At 51.8% G+C, this 15,934-nt stretch carries 22 protein-coding genes; 3 read left to right on the top strand and 19 right to left on the bottom strand.

Translation table 11 applies throughout. The features are described 5' to 3' along the window. Window positions 1-17: 17 nt before the first annotated feature. The 19 genes from WFJ73_RS03835 to WFJ73_RS03745 all read right to left on the bottom strand — a co-directional run bounded on the left by WFJ73_RS03835 (window position 18) and on the right by WFJ73_RS03745 (window position 13,588). The gene (locus WFJ73_RS03835) at window positions 18-926 is read right to left on the bottom strand and encodes a polyprenyl synthetase family protein (protein ID WP_336771776.1); all 909 of its coding nucleotides are present in this window, start codon (window positions 924-926) and stop codon (window positions 18-20) included. Window positions 927-928: 2 nt separating this feature from the next. Further along, window positions 929-1,189 carry an exodeoxyribonuclease VII small subunit gene (gene xseB / locus WFJ73_RS03830; RefSeq protein ID WP_127494349.1) on the bottom strand — a complete coding sequence of 87 codons (261 nt, stop codon included), beginning with the start codon at window positions 1,187-1,189 and terminating at the stop codon, window positions 929-931. Continuing rightward, window positions 1,164-2,537: an exodeoxyribonuclease VII large subunit gene (xseA, locus tag WFJ73_RS03825; protein WP_336771775.1), complete on the bottom strand. Its 1,374-nt coding sequence runs from the start codon at window positions 2,535-2,537 to the stop codon at window positions 1,164-1,166. Before xseA ends, xseB begins: the two co-directional genes overlap by 26 nt. Window positions 2,538-2,547: 10 nt before the next feature. Next, window positions 2,548-3,408: a bifunctional methylenetetrahydrofolate dehydrogenase/methenyltetrahydrofolate cyclohydrolase FolD gene (folD, locus tag WFJ73_RS03820; protein ID WP_336771774.1), complete on the bottom strand. Its 861-nt coding sequence runs from the start codon at window positions 3,406-3,408 to the stop codon at window positions 2,548-2,550. 41 nt (window positions 3,409-3,449) lie between these two features. After that, window positions 3,450-3,911 carry a transcription antitermination factor NusB gene (gene nusB / locus WFJ73_RS03815; RefSeq protein ID WP_336771773.1) on the bottom strand — a complete coding sequence of 154 codons (462 nt, stop codon included), beginning with the start codon at window positions 3,909-3,911 and terminating at the stop codon, window positions 3,450-3,452. Window positions 3,912-4,032: 121 nt separating this feature from the next. Further along, window positions 4,033-4,263, bottom strand: a complete 231-nt coding sequence (locus WFJ73_RS03810; protein WP_015843906.1) for a DUF2273 domain-containing protein — start codon at window positions 4,261-4,263, stop codon at window positions 4,033-4,035. Window positions 4,264-4,277: 14 nt separating this feature from the next. After that, on the bottom strand, window positions 4,278-4,835 hold the full coding sequence (amaP, locus tag WFJ73_RS03805) for an alkaline shock response membrane anchor protein AmaP (protein WP_336771772.1): 558 nt from the start codon (window positions 4,833-4,835) through the stop codon (window positions 4,278-4,280). 102 nt (window positions 4,836-4,937) lie between these two features. Further along, window positions 4,938-5,345 carry an Asp23/Gls24 family envelope stress response protein gene (locus tag WFJ73_RS03800; RefSeq protein WP_127494359.1) on the bottom strand — a complete coding sequence of 136 codons (408 nt, stop codon included), beginning with the start codon at window positions 5,343-5,345 and terminating at the stop codon, window positions 4,938-4,940. Between the two features lie 135 nt (window positions 5,346-5,480). Next, window positions 5,481-6,845 carry an acetyl-CoA carboxylase biotin carboxylase subunit gene (gene accC / locus WFJ73_RS03795; protein ID WP_336771771.1) on the bottom strand — a complete coding sequence of 455 codons (1,365 nt, stop codon included), beginning with the start codon at window positions 6,843-6,845 and terminating at the stop codon, window positions 5,481-5,483. 47 nt (window positions 6,846-6,892) lie between these two features. Further along, window positions 6,893-7,390 carry an acetyl-CoA carboxylase biotin carboxyl carrier protein gene (gene accB, locus WFJ73_RS03790; protein WP_336771770.1) on the bottom strand — a complete coding sequence of 166 codons (498 nt, stop codon included), beginning with the start codon at window positions 7,388-7,390 and terminating at the stop codon, window positions 6,893-6,895. A 298-nt stretch (window positions 7,391-7,688) separates the two neighbouring features. Further along, complete coding sequence (locus WFJ73_RS03785) at window positions 7,689-8,318, bottom strand: SpoIIIAH-like family protein (RefSeq protein WP_336771769.1); 630 nt, start codon at window positions 8,316-8,318, stop codon at window positions 7,689-7,691. A gap of 28 nt (window positions 8,319-8,346) precedes the next feature. Further along, window positions 8,347-8,979 (bottom strand): stage III sporulation protein AG, encoded by a 633-nt coding sequence (gene spoIIIAG, locus WFJ73_RS03780; protein ID WP_336771768.1) that lies wholly within the window; start codon window positions 8,977-8,979, stop codon window positions 8,347-8,349. A gap of 22 nt (window positions 8,980-9,001) precedes the next feature. Further along, entirely contained in the window at window positions 9,002-9,730 is a 729-nt protein-coding gene (gene spoIIIAF, locus WFJ73_RS03775) for a stage III sporulation protein AF (RefSeq protein WP_336771767.1), read from the bottom strand. A 34-nt stretch (window positions 9,731-9,764) separates the two neighbouring features. Next, window positions 9,765-11,003, bottom strand: coding sequence for a stage III sporulation protein AE (spoIIIAE, locus tag WFJ73_RS03770; RefSeq protein ID WP_336771766.1), 1,239 nt, complete (start codon window positions 11,001-11,003; stop codon window positions 9,765-9,767). 4 nt (window positions 11,004-11,007) lie between these two features. After that, entirely contained in the window at window positions 11,008-11,403 is a 396-nt protein-coding gene (gene spoIIIAD / locus WFJ73_RS03765) for a stage III sporulation protein AD (protein WP_015843897.1), read from the bottom strand. A 34-nt stretch (window positions 11,404-11,437) separates the two neighbouring features. Beyond that, a complete protein-coding gene (gene spoIIIAC / locus WFJ73_RS03760; protein ID WP_015843896.1) occupies window positions 11,438-11,641 on the bottom strand; it encodes a stage III sporulation protein AC in 204 nt (67 codons plus the stop codon). A gap of 15 nt (window positions 11,642-11,656) precedes the next feature. Continuing rightward, window positions 11,657-12,175: a stage III sporulation protein SpoIIIAB gene (spoIIIAB, locus tag WFJ73_RS03755; protein ID WP_127494373.1), complete on the bottom strand. Its 519-nt coding sequence runs from the start codon at window positions 12,173-12,175 to the stop codon at window positions 11,657-11,659. Next, window positions 12,172-13,224, bottom strand: a complete 1,053-nt coding sequence (gene spoIIIAA / locus WFJ73_RS03750; RefSeq protein WP_336771765.1) for a stage III sporulation protein AA — start codon at window positions 13,222-13,224, stop codon at window positions 12,172-12,174. The genes spoIIIAB and spoIIIAA overlap by 4 nt, the downstream gene beginning before the upstream one ends. A 97-nt stretch (window positions 13,225-13,321) precedes the next feature. Continuing rightward, window positions 13,322-13,588 (bottom strand): YqhV family protein, encoded by a 267-nt coding sequence (locus WFJ73_RS03745; protein WP_336771764.1) that lies wholly within the window; start codon window positions 13,586-13,588, stop codon window positions 13,322-13,324. 198 nt (window positions 13,589-13,786) lie between these two features. Here WFJ73_RS03745 and WFJ73_RS03740 point away from each other — a divergent pair, with 198 nt between their 5' ends. The 3 genes from WFJ73_RS03740 to WFJ73_RS03730 all read left to right on the top strand — a co-directional run bounded on the left by WFJ73_RS03740 (window position 13,787) and on the right by WFJ73_RS03730 (window position 15,887). Further along, window positions 13,787-14,608, top strand: coding sequence for a phosphosulfolactate synthase (locus tag WFJ73_RS03740; protein WP_336771763.1), 822 nt, complete (start codon window positions 13,787-13,789; stop codon window positions 14,606-14,608). Window positions 14,609-14,636: 28 nt separating this feature from the next. Further along, on the top strand, window positions 14,637-15,359 hold the full coding sequence (locus WFJ73_RS03735; RefSeq protein WP_336771762.1) for a 2-phosphosulfolactate phosphatase: 723 nt from the start codon (window positions 14,637-14,639) through the stop codon (window positions 15,357-15,359). A 69-nt stretch (window positions 15,360-15,428) separates the two neighbouring features. Beyond that, entirely contained in the window at window positions 15,429-15,887 is a 459-nt protein-coding gene (locus WFJ73_RS03730) for a DUF441 domain-containing protein (RefSeq protein ID WP_336772123.1), read from the top strand. Window positions 15,888-15,934 lie beyond the last annotated feature (47 nt).

Below are 15,934 nucleotides of genomic sequence, written 5' to 3'. Positions count from 1 at the left end.
CAGTTGAACGATCCTAATCAATAGTCGCGCTGTACGAGGTAATCGGCAATAAGCAGCAATTTATCAGGCGCATCCAGCTGTGCTTCGTGAATGGCAGCCTTCGCTTCGCGAGTTAACCGTTTGACTTGCGCTTTGCTCTCTTCGATCCCGATTAGATAAGGATACGTAACCTTTTGCTGCTCAACATCGCTGTTTGTTTTTTTGCCAAGCTTTTGCTCGTCGCCAATCAGATCAAGAATATCGTCTTGAATCTGGAAGGCAAGACCGATATTGCGCCCGTAATGGCGCAGCGCTTCAAGCTGCTCTGCCGTTGCGCCCCCAATGCGGCCGCCCGCCGTTACCGAGAAAACAATCAAATCGCTCGTTTTGTGAAGATGAATGTATTCAAGCTCCTCTATCGAGGTGATTCCCTGCTCTCCCTGCATATCGGCCGCCTGACCGCCAACCATGCCTCTTGCTCCCGCAAGCATGGCAAGGTCTTCTACGATATCAAGAGCTACTTCGACGCTGATTCCGCCAAGGCGAGTTACTTTCGGAATAAGGTGAAACGCGTGCGTCAGCAGGGCGTCTCCCGCCAGAATTGCCATCGCCTCTCCGAACACCTTGTGATTCGTCAATTTCCCGCGGCGATAATCATCGTTGTCCATGGCCGGCAGGTCGTCATGGATCAACGAGTAAGTGTGAATATATTCAATTGCGCATGCAACCGGAAGCGCATGGCGGGCAGCCGCTGCCTGGCCATGCACGGCCTCCGCGGCAGCCAGAACGAGTGCCGGACGCAACCGTTTTCCTCCGGCCTGCAGGGAATACAGCATGGATTCCCTGAGCTGCAGCGGAATATTCCATTCGGCAGGCAGCGCTTCGGGAAGCGACTTTTCAACAAGCGCGGCACATTCATGCAAGTAGGTCTTGATATCTGTAATCAACGTTATTCCCCTTTTTCCTCGTTCATTGGAGCGAATGCCTTCTTCTGAAAACCTTGCTCTGTTTCAATCAGCACTTCAATCTTGCGCTCTACCTGCTCCAGCTTGCCGCCGCACAGCTGCGACAGCTTCATGCCTTCCTGGAACAGATCAATTGCCGTTTCGAGCGGTACATCGCCGTTTTCAAGGCGTTCGACGATTTTCTCCAGCTGTTCCATTGCTTCCTCAAAACTAAGTTCACTATTCTCCGCTGCTTTCAACGCCATCTTCTCCTTTCATTGACCAGACATGACAATCTAACTGTCCGTCGGCTACCTTCACCCTTACAAGATCACCCGGCTGAACATCTGCAATGGATTTAATCAGTCGCTTTTCCTGTTCGTCGTAGACCAGGCTGTAGCCTCTGGCCATTACTTTGAGAGGACTAAGCGCATCCAGCTGCCTAATTGCGCTGTGGAGCTGTAAACGCCGCTCTTTCAGAGAGGATACCATCGCCTGCTCAAGCCGCTTAACATCACCTTTCAGACGCTTAGCCGCAAAAGCAGCTTGCTCTCCCGGATGATGTCCGGCTAATTGACTTTGAAGTCTTTCAAGCTTTGCTTTCCCGCGTTCGGTTACTCGTAGAGTCCGATGTTGCAGGCGTTCTTGCAAGCGGTCCAGCCGCTGTGCCTGATCCAGCAAATATTTGCGCGGATGCACGAAAAACGGCGACCGTCTAACGCGCTGCAGCTGCTCCTTCCGGCCTTGAACCATCATCCGGAGCGATTGCTCTAACCGTTGCCGTTGTCTTGCCAGCTGCTGCTGCAGCTCCGCTACATGCGGCACCGCAAGCTCCGCGGCCGCGGTTGGCGTTGCCGCCCGAAGATCGGCGACAAAATCCGCTATCGTAAAATCCGTCTCGTGGCCAACCGCGCTAATGACCGGAATTTGCGATGCGGCAATGCTTCTTGCGACAGGTTCTTCGTTAAATGCCCAAAGTTCTTCCAAAGAACCTCCGCCCCTGCCTACAATTAATACGTCGACTTCGCCAAAACGGTTCATCGATTCAATCGCTTTTACAATAGAAGGTGCCGCCTGCGTCCCTTGGACCAGCACCGGAAACACATAAATAGGAACGGAAGGATGCCTGCGCTGCAGCGTAATGATAATATCCCGGACCGCCGCGCCGGTAGGAGAAGTGATTACGCCTATTGCCCGGGGAAAACGCGGAATGGGCCGTTTGCGCGATTCGGCAAACAACCCTTCTGTCTCCAGCTTTGATTTCAGCTGTTCATAAGCTAGATACAAGCTGCCAATCCCGTCCGGCTGCATTGCCGTCACATAAAACTGATAGTTTCCGTCACGCTCGTAGACCGATACATTCCCGCGCGCCATGACTTTAGAACCTTCACGAGGGATAAACGGCAGCCGCTGATTATGTGAAGCAAACATGATGCATTTTAGCCGGCTGTCCTTGTCCTTGAGCGTAAAATACATATGGCCGCTGGAGTGGTGAGTAAAATTGGAAATCTCGCCTCTCAGCCATACGTCCCCAAGTAAAGCATCCGACTCGAGCTTCATCCGGATATACCGGTTAATATCTTTTATCGAATAAATGCGAGGTTGATCTGCCATAGGACATCAATCACTCCCCGATTTTGTGTGCTCGCTTCGCAGCAGTAATCGTGTTGCTCATAAGCATGGTAATCGTCATTGGGCCAACTCCGCCCGGAACCGGGGTAATAAAGCCTGCCGTTTCCAGACAGTCATCATAGTCCACGTCCCCGCAAAGCTTGCCGTCAGGCAGCCGATTAATGCCTACGTCGATAACGACAGCACCCGGCTTAACATATTTGCTGTCAATAGCTTTCGCTTTGCCGATGGCTACAACGAGGATGTCAGCTTGTTTAGCGATTTCCTCCATGTTGGCCGTACGGGAATGACAGATCGTTACCGTTGCGTTTTCCCGGAGAAGCAGCATGGCTACCGGTTTGCCCACAATGTTGCTGCGGCCGATCACGACAGCGTGTTTACCCGAAATATCCACGCCGCTCCGTTTGATCAGTTCGATGCAGCCGGCAGGCGTACATGGCAGCAGGCTGTCATCGCCAATTACCAGATTGCCGACGCTTTCAGGATGGAAGCCGTCAACGTCCTTCTCGACGCGAATGGCGTCAATAACCGCTTTTTCATTGATATGTTTAGGCAATGGAAGCTGTACGAGAATACCGTTAATTTGGTCATCGTTATTCAATTGATTAATAAGCGCAAGCAATTGCTCTTCCGAAGCAGACTCTTCCAAGCGGTGAACCTCGGAATGGAAGCCAAGCTGCTGACAGGCTTTCTCTTTCGAGCCCACATAGACCTTCGAAGCCGGGTCCTCGCCTACGAGAACAACCGCAAGACCAGGTACGACGCCTTTCTCTCTCAGATCAGCCGTTTCCTTCTGAATTTCTTCCCGGATCATATCCGAAATCTTTTTCCCTGCAATAATTTGTGCGCTCATCATCATCTCTCCCCTATGTAGACGGCCGCCAGGCCGCTTATCTAATTAGTCGATTCCGAATTAGCTGTCTCGCCTTCGCGTTCTTTAAGCAATTTGCCCAGCACGCCATTTACGAATTTGCCGGATTCCTCCGTGCCGAAATGCTTGGCCAGTTCGATCGCTTCGTTGATTGCGGCTTTGGGCGGAACATCGTTGCGGTAGGCAATCTCAAAGCAGGCAAGACGCAAAATTTGACGGTCAACGCGGGACAAACGGTCAACCTGCCAGCCCGTCAAATAGTGCTGAAGCATCTCGTCGATCGCAGCTTTGTTATCGGCAACGCCGTTAACCAGCTCACGGACATAATTGTCAGTCTGATCATTCTCTACGAATTCCGCTTCGATCTCGTTCTCGGAACGCGCTTCCTCCATAAGCATGTCCACGGCTTCCATGGGGGTTACTTCGTTCATTTCCAATTGATACAAGCTTGATACTGCAATCTCGCGTGCTAATCTACGTTTCATGAATTCCTCCTCGGCAGCCTCTCTGCCGATCTACTCTTATTTTTATAAAAAAACCTATGATCTCCTCCCTGCCCGGAACTGGCGGCAATCCATCTTCCGGCGTACGGAGGAGACCACAGGATTATCTAAACGGCCGATATCTTTCCATGAGCCATGACCAAAGCCTCTGCCAAGGCAGGATAGAACCGTTCTGCAAGTCCTTTTGTTTGCCAATCCAATAACCAACCGAGACGAGCAGTATGAAAAACAGCATGTCCCAAAAACCGGCAAACAAGTACACAAATCCAAAAAACAGACCGGCGGCAGCGCCGACCGTCCGTTTCCCATAGACTGCCCAGTACTCCCTCCACATCGGCATTCTCCCCTTTACTCGACGCGACTTTTATTCGGTGCGGATTGAATGACGTTAGCAATATAGACGGCTACGTTCGTCACCGGAATGCCGGCGATTTCCTCCACATGATCCTTTACGGCCTTCTGGATTTCCTCAGTAAGACTAGGAATGGAGTTTTCCCCATCTACTACCGCACGCAAAATAATGTTGAGACCCGAATCGGAAGCCTGAATCCGCGCTTTCAGATCCTTTACGCCGCGTTGTTTACCGGCAGCCTTAAGAGCCAGATTCTCAATCGTCTCAATCGAGATACGAATATCGCCAAAGTCGGTGCGCTGGTCGATCGACGGTGCCGAAGAGGAAGAACGTTTCAGCGATACAATAAAGAAGCGCAAGCTGAGTACGAGCAGAACCAGACCAACTACAGTAGTTGTTATCAGGAATGAGTTCGTTCCGTAAAGCTCGCTGACCATATTATTCAGATCGTCTTCCCGTATCCACTCAAAACCGATACAGGCAATAAAGACGGATATAACGCCGATGACTATACTGTAAATAAACAAGAACAGCTTGTCTATAATTCGGATCAACGTAACGCCTCCTCGCATTTGAGCGAATGAAAACCCCCTGGCGCGAAGCGGCATAACCATCACGAGGGGGTTATATGAATTCAATTCATTTGCGTGTATATGTTATTTCACGCGGAAATTCGAATCTTCTTCTTCCGGCTTGCTCTCTGTCTTGAAATGGACATCGTGAATATGTACGTTCACTTCAATAACGTTCAATCCCGTCATCATTTCAATGGAGCGTTTCACGTTCTGTTGAATCTCCGAGGCGATCTCCGGAATCCGGTTGCCGTACTCCACGATAATCGACACATCGACCGCGGCTTCCCGCTGGCCAACTTCAACTTTTACACCCTTGGATAAATTTTTTCGGCCAAGCAGCTCGGCGATACCGCCTGCAAAACCTCCGCTCATACCCGCTACGCCCTTCACTTCGACAGCAGCTAGTCCCGCGATAACTTCAATGACTTCAGGGGCAATTTGAATCGTGCCAATGTCCGTTCTCTCATAATCTGCAGCAATCGTACTCATGATGGTTGTACACCTCCTTAAAGTTGCGCGCTCCGGGTATTTACCGGGAGGTAAATACCCGGAGTGTTGCCTTCGCATCTTATTTCTATACTATAGCATTCGACGTGAAATATGACAAACCAGGAGCAGATTGTACTATTCGGCTAATTCCGGCTGGTTAACGTCATATTCCTCGAGGAATTTAATATCAAAATTACCCTTCACAAAGACCGGGTGATTCAGAAGCTTCTGGTGGAACGGAATCGTTGTCTTGATGCCGTCGATCGCAAACTCGGCAAGGGCGCGCTTCATCCGCGCAATCGCTTCTTCCCTTGTTCTGCCCCAAACAATCAGCTTCGCAATCATCGAATCGTAATGCGGGGAAATCGTGTAGCCCGGATATACGGCGCTGTCCACCCGTACGCCCGTGCCGCCCGGCGGCAGGTAGAACGGAATCGGACCCGGAGACGGCATAAAGTTGCGATCCGAATCTTCCGCGTTAATGCGGCATTCAATCGCCCAGCCGTTGATCTGAAGATCTTCTTGCTTGAACGACAGCGGGTTTCCTTCGGCTACGGAGATCATCTCTTTGATCAGGTCGACATTTGTAATCATCTCGGTTACCGGATGTTCAACCTGAATACGAGTGTTCATCTCCATAAAGTAGAAGTTGCCGTCGGGACCAAGCAGGAATTCAAGCGTTCCCGCTCCCGAATATTGCACCGCGAGCGCCGCACGAACGGCAGCGCGGCCCATCCGCTCGCGCATGGCCGGCGTCAGAACCGGACACGGAGCTTCTTCAACAAGCTTCTGGCGGCGGCGCTGCACCGAGCAATCGCGCTCGAACAGATGTACGGCATTGCCATGCTTGTCGGCCATAATTTGGATTTCGACGTGCTTCATGCCAGTCAAGTATTTCTCCAGGTAAACGCCGGCATTGCCGAACGCCTTCTGAGCTTCCTGCTGGGCTGTCGTAATTTGCTGAACAAGCGATTCCTCGTCATCGGCGATACGAATCCCTTTACCGCCGCCGCCGGCTGTCGCTTTGATGATAACCGGATAACCGATGTCGCGCGCAATGCGGACAGCTTCATCCATATTTTCAATCAGACCGTCAGAGCCCGGAATTACCGGTACGTCGGCTTCCTTCATGGTTTGCTTGGCTACCGCCTTGTCACCCATCTTGCTGATGGCCTCAGGGGAAGGACCGATAAACGTAATGTTGCAGGATTCGCAGATTTCGGCGAAATCCGCATTCTCCGCCAGGAATCCATAGCCCGGATGCACGGCATCGCAGCCTGTAAGCGTAGCAACGCTCATCAGGTTGGTCAGGTTCAGATAGCTGTCCTTGGATGCGGTTGGACCGATGCAGTACGCTTCGTCAGCAAGGCGTACATGCAGGGAGTCGCGGTCAGCTTCGGAATAAACGGCAACTGTAGAAATACCGAGCTCGCGGCAGGCACGAATGATGCGTACCGCGATTTCTCCGCGGTTAGCGATTAATACTTTTTGGAATTTCACGTTTGTACTCCTCTCAAGCAACAATTTCTCCAAATTCGGAGGTTGTATTATTCCGGCTTAACAAGGAAGAGCGGCTGGCCGTATTCAACCAGTTGACCGTTCGACACCAGAATCTCAACGATTTCACCGCGAACTTCCGCTTCGAGCTCGTTCATCAGCTTCATTGCTTCAAGGATACATACAACGCTCTTCTCGTTTACGCGGTCGCCTTCTTTAACGAATGCCGCAGCATCCGGAGACGGGGAGCTGTAGAATGTGCCGACCATCGGCGATACAATCTGATGCAGGTTGTCCGTGCTGGGACGTGCTGCAGGCGTGCTGGTTTGTACCGCTGCTGCGGGAGCTTCTTGAACCGGCTGCGGTGCAAGTACAGGCGCCTGCGTATATGTATGCGTAATTGGGGCTGCAGCTTGTACATTCACCACTTCGGTTTTGCCAGGCTTGCGAATGAATAAGCGTGCTCCTTCGTTTTCGATCTCCAGCTCATGAACGGAAGTCTGATCAACCAGTTTGATCAATTCCTTAATCTCGCTCAATTTGAACATGAATAGTTTTCACTCCTTAAAAGTTTCCGAAGCCTTCTGCTTCGTATGCGTTTTCTCAGATGGAAATAGCATTATTCAGTTTCGATGGATAATCCTAGTTATCCTTTACATAACGTCTAACATTATATCATAAACGCGGCAGAACACGAATCAATTTTTTAACACGGCCAGGCGCCAACGGATGCGGCATCCTTCCACGAAGAAGCAACCACGCGTTTTCGTGTTGAACAATAGGCGTCAAAAGCGCAAATAAAAAGAAGCCGGCCAGGGCATGAAACCCTGCCGGCCTCTACTATCCTTATTTGATAAATTGCACGGAAACTTGGTCTGCGTCTACGCCCAATGTTTTCATAACGAGGTCGATAATGTTTGCCGCTTGGCTCTTGTCGAGCTTATCGCTTTCAACCAGAACCTTGTACCCGTTGCCCTCTTGATTAACGATTGCCTGTTGGAAAGTTTTCATCAGCTCGTTCTCGATGCTTGTCAGTTTGGAGTTTTTTTCTTCCAATTGATCAAGCTGCTCCATTGCCGCTTTGCTGTCGTCAGGGTTTTGCAGGTTCGTGATATCGGACATCAGTTTATCCTGCTGCGTGCTGTTCAGCTCGCTGCGCTTCTCTTCCGCCTGGGCAAATACGCTGCTGTCCACCCCGCCTTGCGATTCCAGCTGATCAAGCACTTGCTTGTCTGCATCAGAGATGCTTTTGTCATCCGATGCGGATGCTTTGCCCGCAGGATCCACTTGGTCCACAACGATCTGGCTGTTATTGCCTGACGACGCTTCCGTCGCTCCCGCCTTTTGTTCCTGCTGCGTACCGTCAGAGAGCATATCCGGGGACTTGGTGTCTTGCGTAAACAGGTAATACGCGGACAATACGACCATCAAACTAAGCATCGATACGAGCCAAATTGTTTGTCTTTTCGTGTTCATAGAACACCCTCCTAATATTGGTTTATTATCATTGCTTGCTTGGCGCTACGGAAATGCGGTTGGCCGGTACGTTTACGCCCTTCTCCACCGCGTCTATGATAAGGCGTCTCACGGTCTGGTTCTCGGCGCCCTTGGCGACGATAATCACACCGCGAATGCTCGGATTAATCGTCTTCGTCACAATCGGTTTCTGATCGCCCGCTACTTCTACAATGACAACCTGGCCATCTTTGTTAATTGCCGTGATATGCCGCTTGCCTCCGTTGCGGTCCGTCTCGTCCGTTATGTTTTGCGACTCCTGATCATTCCTGGCAATTTCAATCTCCTCCGTAGAATCGATCGTCACCAGTACGTCTACCGAGCCGACGCCAACGATTTTCTCCAAAATCTCTTTCAACCTGTTTTCCAGCGGTCGCTCAATAGCTGAAAATGAGGAGTTGTCGGAAGATCCTATTGCTCCCAATGCCGCCGTATCCTGGGGAGGCGGGTTCGGCCCTTGGGTCAAGGTATCGACCTTGTCAAATTTGAGAAAGGAGTTCAGCAGCATGAGGGCCGCTCCAATACAACCGATAACGAGAAGCAGCCTAAATGTCTTAACCCGCTTCGGACCACCCGGACCGCCGCCCACCATCGATTCGAGACCACTCAGCCATTTGGCCACTGCGCTTCCTCTCCTTTTTCCTTTAATCGTTATTCTCTGCCCGCTGCCTTACCTGTACGTTCGCTGAACTGATCCCCCAGCCTTCGGCTAACAAGCCCCTGATCTCCTTGCTTTCGGAAGGGTTGACCTGTACCCAGCCATTACTGGCCTCTGACTTGCCTGCTTCGGCCTGCCGCTTATCCGTTCCCCCTGTTTCCGTCTGTACGTCCACGTCTACCGAAATAGCGGAAACCTCTTTGACGTCCTCCTCATTCGGCTCAGCCGTTCCGGCAGGCACTTCTTTCGCCGCAGGCAAAGTCACAAGTACGGAAGCGATCGTTGGCGTTAATTTCTGTCCCTGCTTTTCCCAGTTCAAGGATACGTCCACCGCCTCGACAGCCAGCTTCATTTGCTTGACTACCGCATCCTTCATGGCGGCTTCCAGCGTTTGCTCCATCAAGACCGCCGCGTCATTGTTTTGCTGCTGGTTAAGCTCCTCCGCTTTTTTCTGAATATCGCTCAGAGTAGGCATCTTCACCTCATGCTGCGGTTCAAGCTGGTCCCACTGAGTAATTCCCTCCTTCAGCTTGGCATTAAAATCTCCTTGCAGCAGCCGAAGGATCGGCGACATGATCGTAAGCAAAATGAGAAGCCCTATGACCAGCCTTGCATAACGAAGCATCGCTTTGTTCGGAAGGAGCAATTCGACGAATGCCGCCAGCATGATAACCGCGATAATATTCTTCAGCCAGTCGCTGAGCCAAGCAATCACGAATCCTCGCTCCCTTCGGTATGCCGCAATGTCATCATCGAACCATAAGAGCGGCGTTGCCCGCCGTGAGTACGATGGTAACGGCCAGAAAGAACATGAGACTGACGGCAGCAAGCGCGGCGAATACGTAGATCATCGTTTTGCCGATCGTTTGCAGGCAAGCGACGATGGGAGAATCGCCAAGCGGCTGCATCGCTGCGGCAGAGACGTTGTAGATAAGCGCAAGCGTCAGTATTTTGATCGCCGGGAATGCGCAGAGAAACAGAAGAATAATAACGCCGGCGAGTCCGATCGCGTTTTTGGCAAGCAAGGAAGCCGAGATTACCGTATCCGCCGCATCCGTGAACATCCGCCCGACCACCGGAACGAAGTTGCCGGTGACGAACTTGGCTGTCCTCATCGTAATTCCGTCGGTTACCGCTCCTTTTGCCCCCTGCACCGAAAGCACGCCCAGAAACACCGTAACCAGCACCCCCATGATCCCAACGCCGATGTTCCGTAACAGATTCGCCAGCTGGGTCACTTTGAACTTGTCTGACATTGCGCTAACGATGTGAAGGACGGCCGAGAAGAACAGCAGCGGGAACACGATGGCATAGATGACGGTTCCAACCGTATGGATCATAAAAATGATCAGCGGATGCAAAATCGAGACGGTCAGCACATTGCCCATCGCAGCAAGCAAGGTCAGAAGCAGCGGCATCATGGCAAGCATGAACTGGATCATGGTGCCGATCGCATCCTTGGCATACCCGATCGCGACATGAAAGCTGTTGACGGCAATGATGATAAGCACCATGTAGGTGATCGAGTAAGCTACTTTGCTGACGGCATTGCGTTCGAAAGCGTTCTGCAGCGTTTCCAGCACCATGCTGAATACCGTGAGCATAACGATGGTGACAAGCAGCTTGCTATTGTAAAGAACTTCATGAAAGAAGTAACCAAGCAATCCCTTGAATACGGTAGACAGCTTGAGCCCTTCACCGCCGGGCTTTAGCATTTCGAAGAAGCTAGGCATCTTCTCATCGGGAAAATAGCCGCCGTATTCTTCCTTCAGCTGGTTCCAGTAGTTCTCGACGGTTCCCGTGTCCAAGCCTTTAAGCTGGCTCTCCGTCAGCTGATCCGTCATTGCCGTATCGCTTTGCTGCTGAGCCGCCCCGTCAGCCGGAGCATTCTCTGCTGCCGTAACCGGCGATACCAGAAGCATGCTGACCAGCCAGGCGATGCATACAAACGTTATTAAACGGAAGGTATACTTATAGAGCTTGTTCATCCGTTCAACTCCCCGCCGGCAGCAGCCCGATTACAGTCTCGACAATGACGCTTATTATCGGAACGGCCATGACGAGAATAAGCACCTTACCGGCGAACTCAATTCTTGATGCGATGCTTTCCTGACCTGCATCCCTTACAATCTGTGCGCCAAATTCAACGATGTAGGCGATACCGATAATTTTCAGAATCGTCTTCAAGTAGATGGATGGTATGCCGGAGCGGTTCGCCAGATCCTCAAGAACTTTGATGACCGAATCGATTTTACCGATAAGAAAAATGAAGATAAAAAGCCCGGTAAAAGCCGCAAGCAGAAAGGCGAACAACGGCTTCTGCTCCCGGACAACAATGATGAGAATGGTGGCGATCAGCCCTAGGCCGACGATCTGAATAATCTCCAACTCTATTCACCTACTTGCGGCTTCTCTAGATATCTCACTGGAACAGGAAGATCGTCTTGATTTCTTGAAACAAATCGTTCAGCAGCCGAATGACCATAAATAGTACAACGACAAAGCCGATCAAGGTTACCCATTGCGCCATATCCTCTTTCCCCATCTGCTTCAGTACCGTATGAATCATGCCAATGATAATTCCGATACCTGCAATTTGGAAAATAGCGCTCACATCCATGTTCATTTGTGCGGCACCCCACTAAACCATCAATATCACGACGAGCACGGCGATCAATACACCTAGGCTTTTCCACATTTTTTCATAGCGCGATTGATCCTCTCTTGCTGTGTCTTCCTCCGCCTTCAACTGGAGCAGCGCCAGGTGGATATGCTTCAGCTGATCCTCCTTATCGCTGATGCCAAGGGTTGAACCAAGCCTCAGCATAACCGATTGCTCCGTCTGCCGAAGCGCCGTCAAGCCCCATCCGCTTGTCATCGCTTGCTCCCAGCTCTCGCGAAAGGTAAGCCCCTCAGGTCCCTGCACCCGGTCTGCGGTATCCCGAAACAGTTCAGCGAGCGGCTCCGGCACAGCTTCCGCGGTCCTCTCGAGCGCTTCCGGAAGCGGAGTATGGCCATAGCCGATCTCCGTCTCGAGTCTCTGCAAGGCATGCGCCAGCTGGCGAAGCTGCCGCGGTCTCGCGGCTAGCCTGGCAGCCTGTTGAAAGCCGATCATCGTACCTGCGAAAAGGATGAGTACTGCGCCCAGCAGCTTGATCAAAGGGCATCTCCCCTCTGCATTCCGGCGTATGACCGCCCCTGCTCGCCTTTAGAGACTGCAGCAGTAGGTTCCCTGGCGGCGGGAGGCAGCTTGTCTTTCAGATCGGCAGCAACAACCCTGTGCATGAAACCTTCCCCGGTTCGCTTGAGCTCAACGACGTAAGCAAAGGTCCCGTCCTCGAGCAGCTGCTTCAGTACCGGTCTTCCTCTTGCATCCTGAAGATCGTAAGCATGAGCGGTTGCAATGACGCTGATTCCGGCATGACTGGCTTCGCGGATCGCCTCTCCATCCTCGGGCCGGCCGATCTCGTCGGCGATAACCACTTCCGGAGACATGGACCGAAGCAGCATCATCATGCCTTCCGCTTTGGGACAGGCATCCATAATATCCGTCCGCGGTCCAACGTCAAAGGTCGGAATTCCTCTCACGCAAGCTGCGATCTCCGAGCGTTCATCCACGATGCCAACCTTGCGCCCGGCCCAGCCTGCCGTGTTCTCGAACAGCCCCCAATGTCCGTAGCTGATCGAGCGGGCAATGTCGCGGACAATAGTCGTTTTGCCTTGCTGAGGGGGGGCGAGGATCAGCGTCGAATGAACCGTCTTGCGGTTCTTGTCCAGCAGCTTGGGCAGCAGGTATCGGGCCGAGCCGACTACTTCCCGGGCGATTCGGATGTTAAATCCGCCGATATCGCGTATCCCTCGTACATTGCCGCCGTCCAGAATCGTCCGGCCGGCAAGCCCGATCCGATGCCCGCCTGCTACAGTAATAAATCCCCTCTTTAACTCCTCTTCCATTGCGTATAGCGAATGATTGGTTATTTTCTCCAGAAGCTTACGGCAAATATCGGCAGTTGGCTTGTACGCTCCGTCACTTCCTGCACGAAGAGTTCCGTCGGATGCAGCGAATCGGGACTGCCCCCGGATACCAAGCTCCAGCGGCCGGCCCTCCCGGATCCGAATTTCCTCCAAATGCTCCATTGCCGATTCAGGCAGTCTCTCCAGCACCGCCTTAAGCTCAGGCGGAAGCAGATGTATGACACGGTCCAGCATGAGTCATCACTCCCGGATGAAAAGTCCTTCGTACGTACTCTTATTTGTATGCTTGACCCTCATAAATATGTCCAACTTCTTGAAGATTGCTAGATTACTATTTTTTTAAGATTCCTATTAACAAACAGACGACTCCCGCCGTAACCCAAGCCAGCTTCCCGAAAGAAAGCTTGTCTGTCATGCCTATGAGTCCGACAGTGGTTGTGGCGATTAATATAAAAGGTCCTACTAACGCGAGCGAAGAATTGACGACCAGCGCCTTGTCGATCTGGTTTAACCGGAGCATTAGCAGCGCCGCGCAAATTTCGATTGTCCCCGAGGTTATCCTCAGAGACGCCATGGTGAGCACGATTTTATTCAACATAACCGTTCACCTCCTTGTCCGTTCCTAACGAATCAGGCCTTATTCAAGCAGCTATGAACAACCTACCATCTCTACATCCTATGCAGGCTCGTCTCCTGTTCATGCTTCCCGTTCGGGCACACGCCCAGCAGTTGCTGCATATATTGCTCCATGCCCCGCCCTCATGCGGGTATCATCAAATGTTAGGAGTCAACTCCCATGACAAAAACAAGCTTCTGGCACCGCACCCTGCATGATCCAAGCGGATATCGCGATTACGGCCCTGCAAGACATAAAGGCAAAACGATGGTAATCGACAAAGGAATCGGACTAAACGCTTTCTCCGATCTCATTCAAGTAGCGGGTGCCTATATGGATGTCATCAAGCTTGGATTCGGTACGGCCGTTCTATATGAACCGGAGTTCCTGCAGCGCAAAATCGAGCTTGCCCGAAAAAACGGGCTTATCATCATGCCCGGCGGAACGCTATTGGAAACAGCAGTCCAGCAGCATTTGGCCGGATCGTTTTTTGATTCCATCTGCGAGCTAGGCTTTAACGGAATCGAGGTTTCGGACGGCACAATAGAAATGAGCAGAAAACAGCGGACAGAGCTTATAAAAGAGGGCAAACAAAGGGGTCTCCTGGTTCTAACCGAATACGGCAAAAAAACGGCAGGTTCGCTAATTGATCCCGAGCAGTTGGCCGTTACCGCCGATTACGATCTTGCGGCTGGCGCCGCTTGGATTACGGTAGAAGCCAGGGAATCGGGCATCGATGTTGGCCTATTTGACGAAAAGGGCAATTGCCGCGAGCAGACGATTGAGCAAATTCTAGCCGAAATGACTAACCAGGAATGTTTGATGTGGGAAGCTCCGCTGAAGCAGCAGCAGGCTTATTTGCTCCAGCAGTTTGGTCCAAACGTGCATCTTGGCAACATTCCGCCTAGCGATGCCTTGGCGCTTGAAGCGATGCGCCGCGGACTCCGTTCCGACACCTTCGAGTTCGGAACGCGGGAGGAGCCCGCTCATTACATGATTTAAGCAACAACAGAAAGGAAGAGCGATTGCTATGCAGGTGCAAGTCATTTCAAGCGTGAATGAAGCCAGCTCCGCGCAATTCGTCCATAAAACGGCTATTATTATCGACGTGCTACGGGCTACTAGCTCCATTATTACCGCGCTGGCTGCCGGTTCTTCCGGCGTTGTCCCCGTGGAGACCGTGATGGAGGCACGGGCTGCGCAGCAGGAAGGCGATCTTTTATGCGGGGAACGCTTCTGCAAAAAAATCGCCGGCTTCGATCTAGGAAATTCGCCTGACGAGTTACTGCTCAATTCGGTTAAAGACCGCCGTGTCATCTTAACGACAACGAACGGCACCCGGGCCATTCACAAATCTACCCGGGCGGATTATGTACTGGTTGCTGCTTTGCTGAATGCCTCCGCATGCGCGAAAGCGGCGGTTGATCTTCGGCGGGATGTTGTTATTTTGTGTGCGGGGAGCCATGATGAATTCGCCATTGAGGATGGTTTATGCGCCGGACTGCTTCTTTCCAGAATGCAGGATCTAGTTTCTGTTCCGCTCGAAATGGATGACTTCGGACTCGCCATGCTATCACTCTATCAAGAACGCGCCAATGATATAAAAGAAACGATTCGGAAAGGCGCAACCGGCAAACGGCTTCTCAAGCTGGGCATGGGGAAAGATATCGATCTCTGTTCGGAGGTGGACGCCTTCACGGGGGTTCCCCGGCTACAGGCTAAAGGAGATACGTTGATCTGTTCTTGCTGCTGACATATTCGCCAGTGTCTGTCCATATAATGGAGCAAGCAGTTTATCCGCTTCATGACTGGGGTACGAATGATGACTGGTGAATTGATATTAGTAGGTTTGATTGTTATTGGTCTGATTGGGCGTTCGCCAATTATAGCAACGGCGGCTTGCGTGCTTCTGGCCGTCAAGCTTCTTCATCTAAGCCGGTTCCTGCCTTCGATCGAGCGTCGGGGGCTGGAGCTCGGTTTATTATTCCTTACGCTTAGCGTCCTTGTCCCGTTTGCCTCAGGCAAAGTGCAGATGAAGGAACTGATTGCCGCCTTCAATACTTGGCCGGGCTGGCTCGCCCTAATTGGCGGGGCAGTCGCCGCTTATATGAATGCCAAGGGACTTGATTTGCTCAAGCTTGATCCGCAGATGGTCGTAGGACTTGTTATCGGTTCGATTTTCGGCATTATTTTTTTGCGGGGGATCCCGGTTGGTCCTCTGATGGCTGCGGGGATTACGGCGATTTTGTACAAGTTGTTTAAGCTAATCGGCGGCGGATAAATTTCATTCCATTCTCGGGTTAAAAGCCAAACTGCGCAACTAAATGT

Origin of the sequence: Paenibacillus sp. MMO-58, from assembly GCF_037146255.1 — a bacterium.
In the GTDB taxonomy this organism is placed as follows: domain Bacteria; phylum Bacillota; class Bacilli; order Paenibacillales; family Paenibacillaceae; genus Pristimantibacillus.
The sequence above is the reverse complement of the archived record's forward strand: the minus strand, read 5'-3'. Positions and strand labels throughout refer to the sequence as shown.

Coding starts and splice junctions, on each gene's coding strand:
- xseB (WP_127494349.1), bottom strand. CDS start 1,189: ATGGCGTTGAAAGCAGCGGAGAATAGTGAACTTAGTTTTGAGGAAGCA.
- xseA (WP_336771775.1), bottom strand. CDS start 2,537: ATGGCAGATCAACCTCGCATTTATTCGATAAAAGATATTAACCGGTAT.
- folD (WP_336771774.1), bottom strand. CDS start 3,408: ATGAGCGCACAAATTATTGCAGGGAAAAAGATTTCGGATATGATCCGG.
- nusB (WP_336771773.1), bottom strand. CDS start 3,911: ATGAAACGTAGATTAGCACGCGAGATTGCAGTATCAAGCTTGTATCAA.
- WFJ73_RS03810 (WP_015843906.1), bottom strand. CDS start 4,263: ATGTGGAGGGAGTACTGGGCAGTCTATGGGAAACGGACGGTCGGCGCT.
- WFJ73_RS03800 (WP_127494359.1), bottom strand. CDS start 5,345: ATGAGTACGATTGCTGCAGATTATGAGAGAACGGACATTGGCACGATT.
- accB (WP_336771770.1), bottom strand. CDS start 7,390: ATGTTCAAATTGAGCGAGATTAAGGAATTGATCAAACTGGTTGATCAG.
- WFJ73_RS03785 (WP_336771769.1), bottom strand. CDS start 8,318: ATGAACACGAAAAGACAAACAATTTGGCTCGTATCGATGCTTAGTTTG.
- spoIIIAE (WP_336771766.1), bottom strand. CDS start 11,003: ATGAACAAGCTCTATAAGTATACCTTCCGTTTAATAACGTTTGTATGC.
- spoIIIAC (WP_015843896.1), bottom strand. CDS start 11,641: ATGAACATGGATGTGAGCGCTATTTTCCAAATTGCAGGTATCGGAATT.
- spoIIIAA (WP_336771765.1), bottom strand. CDS start 13,224: ATGCTGGACCGTGTCATACATCTGCTTCCGCCTGAGCTTAAGGCGGTG.
- WFJ73_RS03745 (WP_336771764.1), bottom strand. CDS start 13,588: ATGTTGAATAAAATCGTGCTCACCATGGCGTCTCTGAGGATAACCTCG.
- WFJ73_RS03740 (WP_336771763.1), top strand. CDS start 13,787: ATGACAAAAACAAGCTTCTGGCACCGCACCCTGCATGATCCAAGCGGA.
- WFJ73_RS03735 (WP_336771762.1), top strand. CDS start 14,637: ATGCAGGTGCAAGTCATTTCAAGCGTGAATGAAGCCAGCTCCGCGCAA.
- WFJ73_RS03730 (WP_336772123.1), top strand. CDS start 15,429: ATGACTGGTGAATTGATATTAGTAGGTTTGATTGTTATTGGTCTGATT.